Origin of the sequence: Shewanella sp. S23-S33, assembly GCF_043359565.1 — a bacterium.
Classification (GTDB): Bacteria; Pseudomonadota; Gammaproteobacteria; order Enterobacterales; family Shewanellaceae; genus Shewanella; species Shewanella oncorhynchi.
Genome location: NZ_JBHFFD010000026.1, coordinates 1 through 20002 on the forward strand (window position 1 = coordinate 1; position 20002 = coordinate 20002).

General features: G+C 44.4%; 14 protein-coding genes and 1 pseudogene. 2 read left to right on the forward strand and 13 right to left on the reverse strand.

Translation table 11 applies throughout. The features are described 5' to 3' along the window. From ACHA99_RS08515 to ACHA99_RS08550, 8 genes and pseudogenes are all read right to left on the reverse strand, one after another. Positions 1–261, reverse strand: a pseudogene (locus ACHA99_RS08515) (chemotaxis protein CheR); the annotation flags it as partial. After that, positions 262–2259, reverse strand: a complete 1998-nt coding sequence (locus ACHA99_RS08520; protein ID WP_393942162.1) for a methyl-accepting chemotaxis protein — start codon at positions 2257–2259, stop codon at positions 262–264. It abuts the pseudogene before it with no gap. 5 nt (positions 2260–2264) lie between these two features. Then, positions 2265–2777 (reverse strand): chemotaxis protein CheW, encoded by a 513-nt coding sequence (locus ACHA99_RS08525; protein ID WP_049821692.1) that lies wholly within the window; start codon positions 2775–2777, stop codon positions 2265–2267. A gap of 10 nt (positions 2778–2787) precedes the next feature. Further along, the gene (locus ACHA99_RS08530; protein WP_393942164.1) at positions 2788–4944 is read right to left on the reverse strand and encodes a chemotaxis protein CheA; all 2157 of its coding nucleotides are present in this window, start codon (positions 4942–4944) and stop codon (positions 2788–2790) included. Between the two features lie 17 nt (positions 4945–4961). Beyond that, complete coding sequence (locus ACHA99_RS08535; RefSeq protein WP_028759902.1) at positions 4962–5327, reverse strand: response regulator; 366 nt, start codon at positions 5325–5327, stop codon at positions 4962–4964. Positions 5328–5330: 3 nt separating this feature from the next. Further along, positions 5331–7064, reverse strand: coding sequence for a SpoIIE family protein phosphatase (locus ACHA99_RS08540; RefSeq protein ID WP_393942166.1), 1734 nt, complete (start codon positions 7062–7064; stop codon positions 5331–5333). 8 nt (positions 7065–7072) lie between these two features. Further along, entirely contained in the window at positions 7073–7357 is a 285-nt protein-coding gene (locus tag ACHA99_RS08545; RefSeq protein ID WP_393942167.1) for an STAS domain-containing protein, read from the reverse strand. Between the two features lie 14 nt (positions 7358–7371). Continuing rightward, entirely contained in the window at positions 7372–8514 is a 1143-nt protein-coding gene (locus ACHA99_RS08550; protein ID WP_263148268.1) for a methyl-accepting chemotaxis protein, read from the reverse strand. Positions 8515–8790: 276 nt separating this feature from the next. On the opposite strand from ACHA99_RS08550, the gene ACHA99_RS08555 reads away from it, so the two are divergent. Then, the gene (locus tag ACHA99_RS08555) at positions 8791–11496 is read left to right on the forward strand and encodes an acetate--CoA ligase family protein (RefSeq protein ID WP_105252534.1); all 2706 of its coding nucleotides are present in this window, start codon (positions 8791–8793) and stop codon (positions 11494–11496) included. 132 nt (positions 11497–11628) lie between these two features. Here ACHA99_RS08555 and ACHA99_RS08560 read toward each other — a convergent pair whose 3' ends face one another. The 5 genes from ACHA99_RS08560 to ACHA99_RS08580 all read right to left on the reverse strand — a co-directional run bounded on the left by ACHA99_RS08560 (position 11629) and on the right by ACHA99_RS08580 (position 18790). After that, on the reverse strand, positions 11629–12657 hold the full coding sequence (locus tag ACHA99_RS08560; RefSeq protein ID WP_028759897.1) for a GGDEF domain-containing protein: 1029 nt from the start codon (positions 12655–12657) through the stop codon (positions 11629–11631). Positions 12658–12845: 188 nt separating this feature from the next. Beyond that, positions 12846–14471, reverse strand: a complete 1626-nt coding sequence (locus ACHA99_RS08565; protein WP_393942171.1) for a phosphoethanolamine transferase — start codon at positions 14469–14471, stop codon at positions 12846–12848. A gap of 268 nt (positions 14472–14739) precedes the next feature. After that, entirely contained in the window at positions 14740–16833 is a 2094-nt protein-coding gene (locus ACHA99_RS08570) for a prolyl oligopeptidase family protein (protein ID WP_173244780.1), read from the reverse strand. A gap of 211 nt (positions 16834–17044) precedes the next feature. After that, positions 17045–17509 (reverse strand): MarR family winged helix-turn-helix transcriptional regulator, encoded by a 465-nt coding sequence (locus ACHA99_RS08575; RefSeq protein ID WP_263181385.1) that lies wholly within the window; start codon positions 17507–17509, stop codon positions 17045–17047. Beyond that, complete coding sequence (locus tag ACHA99_RS08580; RefSeq protein ID WP_393942174.1) at positions 17510–18790, reverse strand: cation diffusion facilitator family transporter; 1281 nt, start codon at positions 18788–18790, stop codon at positions 17510–17512. A 641-nt stretch (positions 18791–19431) separates the two neighbouring features. Here ACHA99_RS08580 and eco point away from each other — a divergent pair. After that, positions 19432–19983, forward strand: a complete 552-nt coding sequence (gene eco / locus ACHA99_RS08585; protein WP_393942176.1) for a serine protease inhibitor ecotin — start codon at positions 19432–19434, stop codon at positions 19981–19983. Positions 19984–20002: the final 19 nt, after the last annotated feature.

The window sequence follows — 20002 nt, forward strand, 5'->3', positions numbered from 1 at the left end:
CCGAAAAAATGCTGTTTGATTAGTGGTTAACGCATTGATAAATTCTTGGTGTTCGTTTTCATGGCTTAGCAGATACTCAAAATAAGCCGAAAAACCGGCTAATTTCAATGTTCTGATCCGCCGCACTAAACGGCTATACACCATAGCATCCTTGCTATCGGCGAGTTTGATCCCCGCTAAGCGGTACAGCGTCGTCCTCGCGGTATTAAAGTGCACCGAGGTATAGGCAAACTCTCGTTCCAATGGTTTGTTTTCACTCAATTAAAATTCTTCCCATTCATCTTGATCTTGCTTAATGGGCTTCATCGCATTGGTTTTAGGTTTCTCTGTCACTCTGGCTCTTACCATAGGTTGAAGCTGCTGTTTGATGGGTTTCATCGCCTTCGCTTTGGGCGCCGCTAATCTCGCGTTGCTGCGTCTTGGGGCTTCATCTTCGTCGTCCACGCGAAAACTGGCGACACTGTCTGAGAGTTGCTGCGCTTGGGATTGCATGCTTTCCGCTGCGGCGGCCGCTTCTTCAACCAATGCCGCATTTTGTTGCGTCATTTCATCCATTTGCACTACGGCTTTGCTGATCTCATCGATACCGATGGCCTGCTCATTAGAGGCTGAGGCGATTTCCGCCATGATGTCGTTCACCCGTTTAATGGCGATGACGATTTCCTTCATGGTATCGCCGGACTTACCGACAAGGCTGTTACCACTCTCGATTTTAGACACCGAATCCGAGATCAGTGCCTTGATATCTTTAGCGGCATTGGCCGAACGTTGGGCTAAGCTACGCACTTCTGACGCGACCACCGCAAAGCCGCGGCCTTGTTCTCCCGCCCGCGCCGCTTCAACCGCTGCATTGAGCGCTAAGATATTGGTCTGGAAAGCAATACCATCGATAACGCCAATAATGTCGGCAATCTTACGCGCCGATTCATTAATCGATGCCATGGTCTGGACAACTTGCTGGATAAGCTCACCGCCATCCACTGCGACTTCAGCCGCTTTAGAGGCTAAGGCATTGGCTTGACTGGCGTTATCCGCATTGAGTTTCACTGTACCTGTGAGTTCCTCCATGCTGGCCGAGGTTTGCTCTAGGCTCGAAGCTTGCTCTTCGGTGCGGCTGGATAAATCTGCGTTACCTTGAGCTATTTCTGCCGAAGCGGTATTGATGGTATCCGCGGCTCGTTGAATATCTTGGATCATGAAGGATAACTTTTCAGCAGTTTGATTTGAGTAATTTTTCAAATCATCAAAGGTGCCTTCATAATCGTTATAAATGCGAGTGGTCAAATCGCCATCCGCTAGCGCCATCAGCACACGCGCCACATCTTGCAATCCACGTTCCGAGGTTTCAATTAACGAATTTAAATTGTTCGCCAGCATTAAAAAGAAACCTTGCTTGCCATCTGTTTCCGCCCTTTGGGAGAAATCACCTGCCGCTGCGGCTGTGACTATGCGGGAAATTTCCTGCTCGGTTTGGACTTCAATGGTGCGGTCGAGCCATTCAACCACAGTGCCTAAGCGCTCACCTTCTTTAGACACAATGGGGCTGGCCGTTAAGCGAAAATGGCAACTCGCGACCTTAATAAGCGATTCATATTTACGGTCTAATTTATCGAGTAAACTTGCTTGGTGGGCAGGATTGCGGTGGAAGATATCCATCGAGCTGCCGAGGATTTTATCCACGGAAAAATGCGGTAAGGCTTGTCGGATCTCACTTTCAGAATGGCGCAACATAGTTTCGACCGAGCGATTCATATAAATGATCGTACGGTTAGCATCGGCTATCATGACGTTGGTACTGGTATTATTGAGCGCTTCGAGGATGCGTAGGGTTGCTCGCTCGGCTTCGATACTTTCGGTGCGATCTATCCACTCAACACCTGTGCCTAAATGCTTATTTTCAGCGGTGATAATTGGCGTCAGAATCAACCTAAAGGTACGTTTGCCTATGGTGATTTGCGCGGTATGGGATTGGGTTAGACGCTCTAATAAATTACGCTGATGTGCAGGATTTTTATGGAAAATGTCGATATTACTGCCGATCAGTTTGGCAACCGAGAACTGAGGTAACTCTTTACGAATATCGTCCTCTGCCTCTTGCAGCAAACGGACAACGGCTTTATTCGCATAAATAATATTGCGCTGACTGTCAGCGATCATAAAGCTGTTGCCACTGTTATCAAGTAGCTGAAAATAGCGCTGACGCTCTTCATCCCTTTGCTCACGCGCCTCATCATTGCCAAAAAAATTGAAGATACTCATTATTGTTACTCCTGATCAGTCAGACTATTTGCATCAATTAGACCCAGCTCATCACTGCTGATCAGAGCCTGAATATTTACTAAAATGATCATCTTATCCTCGACCGTGGCTAAGCCTTTGAGATAGCGGCTATCGAATGCCACCCCAAATTCTGGGGCGGGTAAGATTTCCTCCGCCGACAGCTTAATCACATCGGAGACGGCATCGACCACTATGCCGACTATACGTTCAAACACATTGAGCATAATAACGATAGTGAACTCGTTATAAGTGGCTGTTCCAACAGCAAATTTCATCCGCAAATCCACTATGGGCACTATGTCACCGCGCAAATTAATCACGCCTTTTATAAAGCTGGGGGCGTTGGCGATTTTAGTGACCGACTCATAACCGCGGATTTCTTTGACGGACATAATGTCGAGGGCATAGTGCTCTTCGCCTAACATAAAGCTTAAAAACTCCACCTCATCATGGGCGTTGTATTCCACTTTGGCGGTCATAGTTGATCGACTCTCCATGGCTATTTCCTTAATTTTTAATGTGCAGAGCGAGCGATTCAACATCGAGGATCAACGCGACGCTGCCATCGCCCATGATGGTGGCGCCGGAAACTCCGGGGATCCTACGATAATGTTTTTCAAGACTTTTAATCACCACTTGCTGCTGGCCAACTAAGGCATCAACGCACAGGCCAAAGCGCTTGTGGTTGCTTTCGAGCAATACGACTATGCCCTCTTCTGGGCAGCGGGCATTGGGCTCAATTTCCATCAGCTGATAAAGATTGAGCAGAGGTAAGTACTCTTCACGTACTTTTAAGAGTCTTTCTTTGGCGAGAAATTTAAGTTGTTCCGTTTGCGGCTGAATAGATTCTATGATGTGCACTAAGGGCAGAATGTAAATCTGATTTCCCACAGAAACCGTCATACCATCGACAATGGCGAGCGTGAGTGGCAACTGGATTTCAAAGGTTGAGCCTTGACCCTCAGTGGACTCAATATCAATGCGTCCACCTAAGGCTTCAATATTACGGCGCACCACATCCATACCGACACCGCGGCCTGACACATCTGTGACTTCCTCCGCAGTAGAAAATCCTGCGGCAAAAATCAATTGCCAGACTTGTTTGTCGCTACTGTTATCAGCCACTTGCAAACCGTTTTCCCGCGCCTTTTGAATAATGCGTTCACGGTGTAAGCCTGCGCCGTTATCGTGCACAGCGATAACGATATTGCCGCCCCTTTGACTGGCTTTAAGGGATAACACACCTACTTCGGATTTACCCGCTGCGAGCCGTTTTTCAGGTTTTTCGATACCGTGATCTAAACTATTGCGCACTAAGTGAGTCAGCGGATCGACGAGCTTTTCAATCATGCCCTTGTCTATTTCTGTGTTGCCACCTTCAATCACGAGATTGACGTTTTTACCCAGTTGCTCAGAAAGATCCCTCACCAAACGGTTGAAACGGTTAAACACAAAAGATACCGGCAGCATACGCACCGACATCACAGCTTCTTGCATCTCACGGGTATTACGTTCCAATTCATTGAGTGCGGTCTTGAGTCGCTCACCTAAATCGCCCGTCATCTCGTTACCAATGAGGGTCAACATGGACTGAGTGATCACCAACTCGCCCGCGAGATTCACCAGGGTATCTATTTTGGAGGTTTCGACCCTTAAGGTGGCATCCTGAGCCGACACGGCTGGTTTTTTTGTCGCTGTTTTCACCTCTGTAGTATTGGGCTTTGGGGCAACGGATGAGTTTGATGTTGCGTTTGAACTCAGTATTGCAGGCGAGCTTGCTTTCACAGAAGGACTCGTGGGCACGGTTGAAATGGGTGCGGTGGGTTCAGTCGCTTTGGCTTTAAATAGGGTGTTTTTGGATTGGCTACTTCCAGTTTCCTTGGCTTGATGTGCTCGAGTGGTCGCTGGCTTAAAAACCTTCTGCACTAACGGTTTTGAACTTAATAACTCGATTTCATTGGCGAAGGATTCTGGCGTTAGTGCTTCAAAAAAACCAAAGCCTAACTCATCATCGTCAATTGTCACATCACACAGCTCAGCATTACGCTCTTTATTATTTATCACACTGTCAGCGCTGATGTCTTCCGCTTGATAAGCCTCATCAAAAAATCCAAAGTCTTCACCTTCGATGGCAATATCACGTGCCATTTCATCTTCAAAAAATCCAAAACCCAGATCTTCTGCCTCCACTGGTACGGTGGGTGCTGCATTTATGATGGGAGTGCTAGTAGCGGCGTCTGTACCATTACGTATCGCAACTGATGAACTAAAAGGCTCACCATTTAACGCTGCAACCAACTGACTTTTACTGTATTCAACCTCCTGCCAATCAATCTGCTCTTCTTCGCGGTACAAGCTCAAGATATGGGATAACGTGTCCACAGTACTCAGCAGTAAATCGATAATGGATGACGTTAATTGGAAGTTACCCTTACGGGTTTTATCCAGCAGGTTTTCCATCACATGGGTGACACTGGTTAATGCGGTAAAACCAAAAATACCACTGCCGCCTTTTATAGAATGTGCAGCACGGAAAATGGTGTTCAGTTCTTCAGGATCGGGAGAAGCAAGGTCCAATGCCAATAGCAATTGTTCCATATTTTCAAGATGTTCATGACTTTCTTCAAAAAAGACCTGATGGAACTCGGCCATATTGATGGACATAGCGCACCCCGTTGCAGTTAACCCAGCACTTTAGCCGTAATAGCCAACAACTTTTGAGGATCAAAGGGTTTTACCATCCATCCCGTCGCACCCGCGGCTTTCCCTTGGGCCTTCATGTCATCGCCCGCTTCCGTGGTGAGCATAATGATCGGCGTACGCATAAATGCCGACATAGCACGTAAGGATTTAATTAAGGTCAGCCCATCCATTCGAGGCATGTTTTGGTCAGTCAGAATGAAGTCAAATCTCTGCCCATTACAGATATCGAGGGCTTCTCGACCATCTTTGGCCAGTACCACTTGATAATTAGCCGATTTAAGGGTCGCTTCGACCATTTGTCGAATCGCTGCGGAATCATCAACAATTAATATTCTTTTACTCATGCGCTATTCCATTATGACTTTAGTTATATTCCCTGGCGGTACTAATTCGTAGGTCTTAGATAATGTTTTCACCAGCGATAGACCGCGCCCAGACAACTGAGGAATGTCCGCCATCAAATTTTCATCACCCTCAAAGCCTTTGCCACTGTCAGCCACGCTAATATGTAATTCATCCTGCGATGAACGCCAGATGATGCTCACTTTTACCCAATCATTTTCCGTGAGCCTATCTGCAAAACTGTCCCTAATACTATGGTACAGTTCGAAGCCTTCTGGATCATTTTTTAGTCGAGAATCTAATTTTAGTACACCATGTTCAATAGCGTTGCTAAATAACTCTGCGACAACAGTAAAAACCCGTTGACAGAAATTAGTCGCAAATCCCAATATGCTGAGAAACTGATTCAATGAACTTAAATAATCAGCGCTGAGTAACATAGGCCCTGCAATGCTGACATCCCAGCAGAACTCACCATCCATAATGGCTTTAATACGATTGACATCACGATCTTGATGCCAAGTGTTTAATCGTTCGAAATCTAAGGTACAAATAGTGATGTCATCTGCAATCTTTTCAGCAGAACAGTACTCATTCATATTGTTCTCTAAATATTTGACTAGACCACCGGACAAATGAATAAATAGATCTTTTAATTTATCAATGCCAAATGGATTGCCGTCATGGGTATATTGCTCTATTAAACCATCACTAAAAAGGCAAGCATGCCCATGGGATGGTAAATCAACCGTAACAATATCCGCTATAAAAGTATGCGGAGGTAAAATACCAAGGGCCATATTTGTCGATTTAAATTTATCAATGGATTGATTACTGACTGAACGAGAATGGTCAGTTTCTTTAATATTGTGGTTTGTTAAACAGTCAATTCCCCCCGTTTGAATATACACGGGGGGCATACCACCATTCCAAATGTGTAATTTATTACGATTAAAATCGGCTTCTAAAATAATACAGGCAACAAATCTGTCTTCAGGGTTTTCTCGGTGGAGCTTAGCATTCAGTTCATAAATAAACGTAACTAAAGAAAATCCCTTTGAAACCATGGCCCTAAATGTACTAGCAACACGCATGATGGGCATGGCTGCACTCAGGCCATGACCTGTAGAATCGGCAAGAATTAAGAAGAAATTGCCATTAGGCGCTATGCCATTGAGGATAATATCACCGCTAAAATTGGCACTGGCTTGGCAGTAAGTATGTACAAAATCAAAGTCAGTATTATCAATATTGACTAAGTGCTCAAATAAATGCCGGGCCATGTGTTCTTCTCGGGCCTTTTCATAAAGCATTTTTTCAAGTTCAATTCTTTGATGCTCTACTTTATGCTGAAGTTGCACCCGGGTAAGTAAACATTCAACCTTGTACCAAAATATTTCAACATTTATCGGTTTAACAACAAAATCCAAAACCCCCATTCTAAAACAGGCTAATACGGATTGATTTTCTTTTGTCTCGCTCATGACTATAACAGGTGTTTCTTTTTTATCCTTATTTAACTTGTCCAGTAACGCCAGTGCGGTACCATCCTTTAACCAATAGTTAATCAGAATTAAATCAACCGTATTTTGCGTTATTTCAAATAAACCTTCTTCTAGATCACTACAGACAATGACGTTGTAACCTTTGCTATGAATAAAGTCACTTATCCTTTGACTCGCAATAGCGTCATCATCGATAACTAAAATAAAATGTTCCGGCTGAGTAAGCGATACCATAATGAGTGTTACTCTATGATGTAGATTTTCTGCATATTGGCAATACTAAGGATTTCATTCGCCTGACCATTTGCACCTTTTACAGACGTAGAAATATGTAACTCCTGCGCCTTACGATGCAGCAATACCATCATGCCTAAAGCAGAACTATCGAGGTAAAGCACTCGACTAAAATCTAAAATAATATGGTTAACCTCTGGAAGCGTTAAAATATCTTGATAATCACTGGTGAATTTCTTGTGGTAATAAAAGTCAAAGCGCTCTGGCAATGAAATAACTTTAATATTTGACATTGTGTTATCCCTAATTAAAAGAGTTCAATTTCACCACAGGTAATTTGATCCCTTGAAACGGGATTATGAGTCTCCTGACGTCGGCGACTCATTTGTATTGTGATGTCATCCCCCTTAATGCCAAACTCCTGTTGTGACATAGTGGTGACGCGATTGAGCGATTCTTTTAAATGGTTTAGGGACTGATTTGTGTAAATCAGGCTTTGGGAAGTAATATCACTGAACTGCAATCCCCGAATAGTATCCGAGATGGCTTGTTCTAGTTCATGTGCCGATGAATCGATACGTTCAATCACTTGAGAATCCTTCTCTGCTTTAACGATAATCTGCCTTAGTGCAGTATCTATATCCTTTTTTGCATCAATAATATAAGTCATATCTTGAGCGGCGACTTTACTCACGTGTACGGTTAATTGTTCAATCTGAATTTGAATTGATTTAAGCTGTTTTTGTATGCTTTCACTAAAACCCGCGCTACGAGTAGATAAAGCGCGCACTTCATCTGCCACAACGGCAAAGCCTCTACCCGCATCACCCGCCCGCGCCGCTTCAATTGCCGCATTTAAAGCCAGCAAATTAGTCTGGGACGAGATTTGATCTATGTCTTGCAAGGCTTTCATCGCTTGAGGCATAGACTCGTAGATAAGATTCACTTTTTCCAACAACTCCATAGTTGATGCCGACATTTCTATGGTGGATTGAATAAAGCGCTCTAACGTCATTGAAGTATTGTTGGCAAATTGCTTCATTTGATCTGAATGGAATAACTCAGCATCATCAGTACTCTTAACGAGATCTGAAATAAATCCTGTCTGCTCCGTCATTAACCGCCCTAAACCATCGAATGACTCACCGAGCAAATTGACTGCGTCACCTTGCACCGCTAGCACACTGTCAATGTTAGCCTCGCAGCCGTTAAGTGTCGTGATTGACTCTTGATACAGATTGATATGGGCTTGCCAATCCGCGGCAAGTTGGTTGTTGAAGGACTTATCATCATGCTGTTGAACTGACTGCATTTGCTGGTGCTGATAAAATTGCCACAGCAACATAATCAATACAGAAATAACCGGACCAATAGCCCACAATGTCATCAAACTCAGCGCATATCCAACGCCTGCCGCGAGCACCGCAACGACCCCATCCTTGTATGTCATATGGACTTCACAATAATTGTACAGTGATTAAAAAGTAGTTTCATATTGGGTGATTTTCAAACACGAAAGTGAAATTATTCACATTGTTACGTGTCGCAATGCGGAAAATGCAGTTATCGCGATAGAAATCCCCATCATTGAGCGCTAATTCTCAGTAAATTGCCGTAAATTCATGATTTGCTAATAAACTTGTCTTAATGGAACCCGAAACTTAACTGTGCAGTCCTCATACCCTAGGTTACACTGGAAGCGTCATGGATTGGGATGGGATCGCTTATGAGTCAACGTACATTAAACTCCTTATTTAAACCGACTTCCGTTGCTATTATCGGCGCTTCGAATACCGAAAAACGCGCGGGTAATGTGCTGATGAAAAACCTACTATCGAGTGGTTTTTCGGGGCCTATCATGCCAGTCACCCCTAAGTATAGGGCAGTGATGGGTGTGCTCGCCTATCCCAATATTGAAGCCTTACCCATCAAACCCGATTTAGCGGTTATTTGTACCCGCGCTTGCCGTGTGCCCGCCATCGTTGAAACCCTTGCGCAATTTGGCTGTAAGGTGGCCATTATTATGGCAGCGGGGATGGCGCAGGAATTTAACGAAGATGGCGTGAGTCTGCTCGACCTTGCAATGCAAAATGCTAAGCGTTACGGGATGCGCATTCTGGGGCCAAATAGCTTAGGAATGCTATTACCCCCATTGGGATTAAACGCCAGCTTAGCCCACGCCAGCGCCCTACCGGGCAAAATAGCCTTTGTGTCTCAATCGGCAGCTATTTGTACAACGGTACTCGATTGGGCCAATAACAAAGGTATTGGCTTTTCCTCCTTTATCTCCCTCGGTGATGCCACCGACATTAACTTTGACGAACTGCTCGATTACCTCGGCCGTGATAGCCGCACCAGCGCTATCATGCTTTATATCGACTCAGTGAATGAGAAGCGCCATTTCCTCTCGGCTGCTCGAGCCGCTTCACGCAATAAGCCAATTCTAGTGATTAAATCGGGCCGCAGCGCCGAAGGTGCCCGCGCCGCAAAATTGCATACAGGCGGTGTTGGCGGTAACGATGCCGTGTATGAAGCGGCGTTTCGCCGTGCAGGTATGTTGCGGGTTAACGATTTAATTGAACTGTTTGCCGCGGTTGAAAGTTTAGCGCATTCCAATCCGCTGCAAGGTGAGCGCTTAGGGATTATCAGTAATGGTGGCGGTCCTGCCGTATTAGCGGTGGATGAACTCATTATGCGTGGCGGTAAACTGGCGGAGTTATCAGAAGACACAATAGCTAAATTAGAAGCTGTGTTACCGAATACTTGGTCAAGGCAAAATCCCATTGATATTATTGGTGATGCGAACGCATCACGATATGCTAAGGCTTTGACTATCCTGATGGATTCCAATGAACTTGACGCTATTTTGGTCTTGCACTCCCCTTCTGCACTCGGTGAAAGTGTTGAGATAGCTGATGCTTTGGTGAGTGTGATCCACGCGCATCCCAAAAAGAATCGCCTCAATATTTTGACGAACTGGAGCGGTGAAGACTCGGCTTATCAGGCACGAAAACGCTTCACTAAGGGCGGTATATCCACCTACCGTACACCCGAAGGCGCTGTGGGGGCCTTTATGCATATGGTTGAATACCGTCGTAACCAAAAACTGCTGCAAGAAGTGCCGCAATCGATCCCCGATAATATTCCGACAGATAGCCTTACGGCGCGCAAATTACTGCAAGCGGCTCAAGCTAAAGGAAAATCGGTACTGGAAACCCATGAGGCCAGCCCTATTTTGCGTGCTTATGGGCTTAACACCATAGACACTTGGTTTGTGAAAGATGCCGATGAAGCGGTGGCCATTGCGAATGAAGCGGGCTATCCCTTAGCGTTAAAAGTGCAATCCCCTAACATCTTGCATAAGTCCGATGTGCACGGAGTGATGCTCAATTTAACCTCGGCTGAAGATATCCGCCACGCTGCGAATGCGATTACCCAGAGGGTGCATCAAGCCAATCCCGAAGCGATCATTGAAGGCATGATAGTGCAGAAAATGGCGTTGACCGCTGGCGCACAGGAAATCCGCGTGGCCGTGATAAGCGATCCCGTCTTTGGTCCGGCGATTTGCCTTGGCGAAGGTGGCTCAGAATGGGACCCCACCAATGATGCTGCCGTTGCCCTGCCTCCCCTGAATATGGCACTGGCGCGTTATATGGTGATCCAAGCGTTAAAGACCCATAAGTTAAAGGACAGACATTTACCACTGGGTCTAGACATGAATGCCCTGTGCGTGATGTTAACGCAAATATCCCACATTATTATCGATTGTCCTGAAATCGCCTCGTTAGATTTAAACCCAGTACTGGCCGCGGGTGAAAACATCACTCTGCTCGATGTGAATATCCGTTTGCATGATGCCAATGCCGACAGTTCATCGCGGATGGCCATCATGCCCTATCCGAAGGAATTAGAAGAATTCGCCGAGCTTAAAAATGGCCTTAAGGTAATGCTAAGGCCGATTTTGCCCGAAGATGAGCCTAAACATTTGGCCTTCGATAATTCGCTATCCGATGAAGACAGATACAAACGTTATTTTGGGGTGCGATCGAAAATGACCCATGAAGAAATGGCGGTATTAACTCAAATCGATTACGCCCGTGAGATGGCCTTTATCGCCACGGCTAAGGGACCCGATGGCGATGACATCACCTTAGGTGCCGTGCGTGCATCTATTGACCCTGATAATACCGAGGCCGAGTTTGCCATGGCGGTGCGTGGCGATCATCAAGGTATAGGGTTAGGTAAGTTGTTACTCGAAAAACTAATCAAATATTATCAGGCCAACGACACGCCCGTGCTCACCGGCTTTACCATGTTTGAGAATCGCAATATGGCCAGTCTTGCCAAGAGTCTCGGTTTTAAAGTGACCTTCGATATGGAGGAGCATTTGATCAAAATGCACATGGATTTAAAACCGCCCAGTGATCAATAGCACCTATCCAGACGAACAAAAACGCCGCAAATCATTGCGGCGTTTTGTTATCCTAAGTAAATGATTATTTAACGAAATAGCGACCGAGCTAATACTTAACGCCTTGAAACATCGACACTCGCACCCACATTCTCAGCCTCTAACACAGTTACGGCCTTCGGACTTAGCTTGGTACAGTGCTTTATCGGCGCGACTAAACAGCGTTTCAGCATCATCCCCCTGTTGCAATGAGGCCATCCCAATCGAGACAGTAATCGCGCCAAGGGAAAGCTTTTTGTCTTTCCCTACCGTTAAGCGCCGCTCAGAAATACGTTCACGCAAATTTTCAGCCACTTGCAATGCGTCGTGAAAATGGGTGTTAGGTAGCACCACCACAAATTCTTCGCCGCCATAACGCGCAACAAAGTCATCCCCACGCACACATTGCTTTAAGGCTAATGCGACATAGGCCAATACTTTATCACCCGTTAAATGACCATAGGTGTCGTTAAAGGCCTTAAAATTATCGATATCAATCAGTAAGAGACTACAGCGGGTCTGGTGATCTTGTGAACGGTAGATTTGATCCTGAATACTCAATTCATAGGCGCGGCGATTATGCAGAGACGTTAATTGGTCTGTCATCGCCGCGAGGCTAAGATTTTCCATTTCCGACTTAAGATTTTGTACTTCTTGACCCATGGTACACAGACTTTGCTCCATCTCACGGTTGTTGATAAGTAGCATCTGCATCTCATCGACCACACCATCAACCAGCTCGTTCAAGGTATTGATATCGGGATTAGTCTGTAATCGCAAACCAAACTCGGCTAATGAGCCAGAAAATGCCGCGGTTCCTTGACTCAACTGGCTGATTTTATTCAACAGGCTATTGATCAAGATTTGTGTCTCAATCTGAACATTTTCAATCACTTCTGGTGACTGTTCTTGGATAAAGGTTTTATAAAGACTGGTATTAACTTCCTTGGTAAAAGAGACAGAATTCGCCAAAAAACCATCAATCGCGCGATTTAAATCGAGATTTGTGCCTGCAAAATATTCATACCAAACAGTGTAATTTTCAGGAGTAACAGGAATATCGAGGGCAGACATTTGCGGCACGGCCAAACGCAAAATTTGCGCGGCAGAATCAAGTTCTTTATTTTCTGCAGTAGAAGACATAAATCGCGAACCATAGATTTGTTATGTTTTTGTATATATTAAGTTAACTCAACTGGTTCGATTTGGATATGGGAGAAATCAATTATTATGACAGGGAGCAAAAGAAAAGAGGATGTTGCCATCCTCTTCCTCATCATGGTGTCGAACCAACTAGAACGAACTAAACCTCGCGACAATTAAGTCCACAATTAACCGCGGCAGCGAGCAAAGATATCTAATTCAGGCTGATATACCTCAGTTTTGATATTCATTAGTCCCAATAGACTATCGAATAAATTGTCATGGGAGAAACCACCTTTCGCCGCATGCTCAGCCAAACAATCCATATCCAATTGATTATCTTTGCTAAAATCTTTTGACACCCAAGCAAGCATAGGAATGCTCGTCTGCTCAATCGGTGCGATACTGTAAGGCGCGCCATGTAAATACATGCCTTTTTCGCCTAATGACTCACCATGATCGCTCAGATACAACATGGCTGGATCAAATTTATCTTGTTGGTTTTCTAACTTTTTAACCACTTCGCTAATAATATAGTCAGTGTACAAAATACTATTGTCATAGGTATTCATCAGCTCATCTTCACTGCAGTTTTGTATATCACTGCGCTGACAATCCGGTGTGAACTTACGGTGTTCTGCTGGATAACGTAAGAAATAAGTCGGGCCATGACTACCAATAACATGCAATACAATCACAGTATCTTTGCGTTCTGCGTTGGCTAAGGCTTCATCTAATTTGTTCAGTAACACTTGATCAAAACAATATTGGCCAGTGCACAACTTAGGATCACTGTTCAAATCAATGGTTATGTTTTCAACTTGGTCACACACCCCTTTACAGCCAGAATCATTGTCAAACCACTGCACTTTAATACCACCATGATCCAACACATCAACGGCGGTGTCTTGAGCATAGGCACGGCGTGAATCGTAATCTTCCCGTCCCATGCGAGAAAACATGCAAGGCAAAGATACCGCCGTTGCCGTGCCACATGAATGGGTATCTTTAAAGACTATTAATCCTTGGTCTTGGGTATGGGCGTTGGTTGGCTTGTCGTAGCCATAATACTGATAACTCATTGAACGCGCGGTTTCCCCCACGACGAGGACTAATAAATTCGGTTTTCCATTTGAGTTGGCACTGACATTTTTTGCATCAAGGCCAAGTTGCTGATATTCCATTGGCGTTTGCAAGTACTGCACATTGATGTACTTAGACACAGCACCAATAAAATACGTCGGCACGATATAACGTTTTAGCTCGTCGTTGTTACGGCCAAAGGCCGCGTAATCTTGAAAATAGAAGAAAGCAATAATGCCCAGTCCCGCCAACATCGCTAGCATAAAAAGCACTTTATGCAGTAGTTCTTTTAGGAAAGGTTTGTACTGAATATCCGCTTTATAGATAAGATACGCGGGTAAAATCCCAGTCAGTAACATATTCATTATCGAAGCGAAATTCACATACATGAACGCTTCGGCATGATTGGTTTGAAAAGTGTTTTCTATCATGCCGTAATCAAAGACGACATTGTATTGGTAGGCAGCGAAGAACACACTCGATGATAACAAGGTGAGTAAGATGAAAAACGGTTTAACGAGATACTTCACCGTAAATAAGGAAAATACAAAACTGAGTGCACAGGTTAAAAACAACGGCACAGTAGCGATGAAGATAGGATCGACATCAGGTTGTTTTTCAATGCCTTTCTTAATGATGCCAAACAATGGGATATTGAAAATACAGACGTAAAATAACGCTGTGATAAAAGTGAATCGATTCACCGATAGAGTCTTAAATCTTGCTAACACTGATAGCTCTCACTCAAATTAGTTGTTTGTCGAGAATAACTTAGTATTCTTAAGGTAGTCTTAGCCTTTGACAGTGAAATTTTTTCGCAATAGTAGCAAGCTCTTGGCAATGGCTCAAATTATCTGTGGGTATTGTTAACATTAAATAATAAACTTAAAAAAACGGCCGAACCTCAATAAGTTCGACCGTTTTCTGCTCCCCAACCTATTAGGGTCTTGCTCGGTTTTACCAGTGAAGAGTTAACAATTCATGCTAACCCAGCGGTAATTATCTTAATTGCTGTAATAAGTAGGCAAACGCCATTGAATTAAGTTCCGCAGCTTGATTATTATCTGCAGCGCCGGCGTGGCCACCTTCAATATTTTCGTAGTACAAGACATCAATTCCCATGTCTTTCATCTTAGCAACCATCTTACGGGCGTGACCTGGGTGAACCCTATCATCACGGGTCGATGTGGTGAAAAAGACCTTTGGATAATGCACGTCTTTATGCAGATTATGGTACGGAGAGTACGTTTTAATGTAAGCCCATTCCTCAGGAATATCCGGATTACCATATTCGCCCATCCAGCTGGCACCGGCGAGTAACTTATTGAATCTAAACATGTCAAGCAGAGGTACTTGGCACACGACAGCGTTGTACAGATCAGGCCTGCGGGTAAATGCCGCCCCCATTAACAGGCCACCGTTACTGCCACCTTGGATGCCTAAATGTTTACTTGACGTGATTTTACGGGCAATCAAATCTTCCGCTATCGCCTCGAAATCCTCATAGGCTTTATGTCGATTTTGCTTTAACGCCGCTTGATGCCAAGCTGGGCCATATTCGCCACCGCCACGAATGTTAGATAACACATAGACGCCGCCCTGCTCTAACCAGTTCTTACCAATGGTGGCCGAATAGGATGGACGCAATGAGACTTCAAACCCACCATAGCCATAAAGTAGCGTAGGATTAGTGCCATCTAACTTAAGATCCTTAGCCATCACCACAAAGTACGGTACTTTAGTGCCATCTTTAGACGTCGCAAAGTATTGCTCAGTTTTAAACTTATCCGCAGCAAACTGTTGCGGCATACCTTTAATTTTCTTCGGATTTAAGGTTTTTGCATTAACCGTATAGAGGCTTGAAGGCTCAAGAAAACTGGTGTAATTCACAAAAAAATCATCACTGTCTTGCTCAACGTCCATTACCGTCAAGGCGCCATTCGCTTCGAATGGGACTTGGGTGCTTTGCCAAGCGCCCTTTTCGTCTTGCTCATACCGTACTAATTTGCTTTTCACGTTATCGAGCCAATTCACGAAAATCGCACTCTTACTAAAACTAAGCTGCGCTATCGATGCGGTCTGAGTCGGGCTCACAAATAAACTGAATTTGGCTTTTTGGGCGATAAGATCCGCCACATCGGCATATACGACCGCGCCTTGCTTAAAATTACCGTCTTTATTGGTTAAATCGCTCTTTAACTCAATAAATAACTTACCTTTAAAATAACCTTTAATCTCAGCATCTTGAGGTAATGGCAACCCTATGAGTTTGCCATCTTGATAGACATATTGGCTGGCGGTATAAAAAGTATGTGCCTCGGTGACTAAACTCAGCGGCGTTTTATCATCGAATAAAACCCAGCCTGATACTGCGACTGAGGTTTTGTCACCAGTGAAAATCGGTTTCGCTTGCTCGAGTGCTGTACCACGTTGCCAGAGTTTCACCTCCCGTGGATAACCTGAGTCAGTCATGCTTTGACCATCACCAAAATCAGTACCGACAAAGGCGTGGTCTTTATCTATCCAGCTCAGACTTGATTTGGCTTCTTTCAAAAAGAATGGCTTATCTTTGGTGGCAACAAAGGATTTAGTATTTAAATTAAATTCTCGCACTTCCACCGCATCGGCACCGCCGCGGGAAAGTGAGACAAAACAGCGCTCATTTTCGGGATACTGACAGCTAATATCCTTAAATACCCAATTGACCGATTCAGCTTTACCTAGGGCATCGATATCAAGCACGGTTTCCCATTTGGGATCGGGTTTAGCATATTCTTCCATAGTAGTACGGCGGTAAATACCGCGCACATGAGTGTCATCCTTCCAAAAGTTGTATAACTTGTCGCCAATGTGGGTCGCGTAGGGAATGCGTTCTTTATCGTTCAGGATGGCGAGACTGTTCGCCACTAAGGTATCAAAACCTTTAAACGCTTTAATTTCGGCGGCAGATGCAGCATTTTGGGTTTTCACCCATTCCATGGGCTTTGCGCCTTCAACATCTTCTAACCAAATATATTTATCTTCTTCTGCGTGAAGTTGACCGCTCATACCGAGCACTCCTGCAATGCACCAAGGCAGTAATTTATTATTCATTCTATTCCTTTTAAACAAAGTCCATCTTGAGATCTGCCCTTACATTACCTTAATTAATATCCAGTTCAACTATTAATCCAACAAGAATGTAACAAAAGGTAAGGTACTGTAATAGCTGATGATTAATCTAGAATGAATCGCGTTTTTAAAGATGTCATGCTATAAAAAAGCGTCCACGAAGGACGCTTTTTAGTGGATGAAATAGGGTAAATTAAAACTCGTTATTCATACGAGACAACAAATTGAGCAGCACGATACGTTCTTCACTGCTCATTTTAGCGGTGAGATCTGTGGTGAGTTGTAGATGTAATGCATCATGTTCAAGGAACAAAGTTTGGCCCTTTTCGGTTAACTCCACCAGAATCGAACGACGATCGGTTTCATGGGGACGACGTACAACCCACTCAGCTTCTACCATTTTGTCGATTTGGACCGTTAGTGTGCCTGTTGTGACACCAATTTTATCCGCCAGTTCTTTCATCCTCATAGCGCCGTGCACGCCGAGTAACTCAATGGTGTGCACCTGCGATAGGCTAAAACCTTTGTCACGCACAATGGCGTGTTCCCAAGACGACAGCTTTTCGTAAAATTCAATAATCACATGATTTAATGCATGATCTGTTGAATGAGCGGCCGTTGAATTCAGGTTTGATGAATGATGATGTTCAACAGTCATTTAGGCTTCCTTAGCCATACACTCGCGCTGACGGCAAGTATGGAGTTCAATAGTGATATGGGCCAATTCAGGAAATTGTGACAGTAACTGGTTAAAATAACTGACATCTTTCGGTGAATGGGACACGATAGACACCATAATAGCATGGTGATCGGCACTCACTCGCCAAAGATGTAAATCGGCCACTTGATGATCCGGTACGGCCTCAAGGGTTTCCACGACCTTACGCTGCAATGACGCTTTAACACCACCGTCAAGTAAGATAGGACTCGTTTGCTGAATGAGTCCCCATGACCAACGGCTAATAATCACAGCACCCACTATACCCATAACCGGATCGAGCCAAGTCAGTCCCATGTATTTACCAAACAACAAGGCCGCAATGGCGAGCACTGACGTTAACGCATCGGCTAATACGTGAAAATAGGCGGCGCGTAGGTTGTGATCATGACCACCGTGTGCCTTCTGACGCTCATGCTCATGCTCATGCTCATGCTCATGCTCATGCTCATGCTCATGCTCATGCTCATGCTCATGCTCAGCAGCATGGTGCTCCTGTTTATGATGGCAATGGCTATGATCTTGATGACTTTCATCGTGTGCATGTGAGTCATCATGTGAATGTGGACCCGCACCATGTGAATGAGCCGTATGGACGTGATCGTCATGGGAGGAGTGTGCTTCGCAGCTGTGATGAGCATGCTCGTCTTCATGATCATCTTGATGTCCATGATCGTGACTATGACCATGAGTGTGCCCATGGTCGTGGGTATGGTGATCTTTGAGTAAAAATACACTCAGCACATTCACGCTCAAACCTATGACAGCCACAAATATGGCTTCGTTAAAATGGATTTGCTCAGGGTTAATCAGTCGCATTCCCGATTCAATCAACATCACCAGTGCCACAAGTCCTAGCGCTATTGCGCTGGTATAACCGCCAAGCACACTCACTTTGCCAGTACCGAAAGCAAATGCAGGATCGTTAGCGTGTTTACGGGCATACGAATAGGCGAATAACGTGATCATAAAGGCCGCGGCATGGGTTCCCATGTGCCAACCGTCGGCGAGCAGTGCCATAGAACCGTAGATGGTTCCGGCAGCAATTTCAGCCACCATAGTGATCACGGTTAAATACAGTACATAGCGAGTGTTCTTCTCGCCATCGCGGTTCTGACTCGAAAACTCATGGGCGTGCTGCCACTGGGCGAGTGAGTGCCCTTGGCGGCTTCCCGTAGTAGCTTGATGCCCTGTCGCTTGCTCGGCTGTCATTGATTTCATTGTATGGCCCCTGTTCCATTTCTATCGCTATTAATGGTGAAAAACTCGTCACTTGAATTATAGTTTGAAAATCAAAATATATGAAGATCAAATTAACTATTTATCAAGATATACTGTTTTCAAACTTTTAAACGTGTATTTGAATCCCCATAATGCATCCGCCCTCCTGCCATCAGTCGAGACACTGATATGTGAATTAAGATAGGCAGCTAGACTAGGCAAAGGATATCAGGCAAGGTTTAATGGATTAGCGCTTGATTTATGAGTAAAAACAGCTCACATAGCTGAGTTAGATTGGCTTTATTACAGCCTTATGCAGTTATAGACAGACACAGCGGTGGCTTTTCAGTGCAAGTTGAAATCCAAGTTTTAAGGTTTTTATCTAGGCTATTTCGTATATTTTTCGCATGATATGAGTCATAAAACAGTCACAGCAAAGAATTGAAATAGCTGCGAACTTAACAAAATAAGTCATTGGAAAGTGTAATTAACCCTTATTATTCAGATTGATAAAGATTATTTGAATAAAAAATCGATTTTTTATTGAATAATTTAACCCTTTTTTACCTCTGCTGCGTTTATAGGGAGCAGAACACAGACAAATTTATCGACATCAATTCAGTTCGGATAGGAGAAATAAAATGAAATTGAAGACCTTATTTAGCGTTAGCGCTGTTCCCCTTGCATTTGCACTATTGTCATTCAATGCCGTGGCGGTGAGCCCACCACATCCAACAGGGTTAAATGCGCCTATGATCAGTATTCAACGTTTCGATCCAAAAGATTACAGCGCACAGGAAGCCACTAAGATGTTCCCTGCTCCGGCAGCAGGTATGGTGCAGCACACTTTAAGCTTACCTAAATTAGAAAACGAAGATGACTACATGGTCGAAATCCAAATTGGTCAGACTCAAATGGTTGATTGCAATAAGCATGGATTAAGCGGGGAATTGAAGGAACTGACAGTGCAAGGTTGGGGTTATAACTACTATCAAGTGGATGAAATCGCTGAAGGCCCGAGCACTATGATGGCCTGTTTCGAACTAGCGAAGAAAGAAGCTTTTGTACGTATTCCGGGTGAACTAAAAATGCGCTACGACAGTCGCTTGCCTAAGGTGTTTTATCTACCAGAAGGCGCTGAACTGCGTTTCAGAACTTGGAAAGTAGATTCAACCTATCAATATTCCAAGTAAATAGCCGAATTTAACTCTT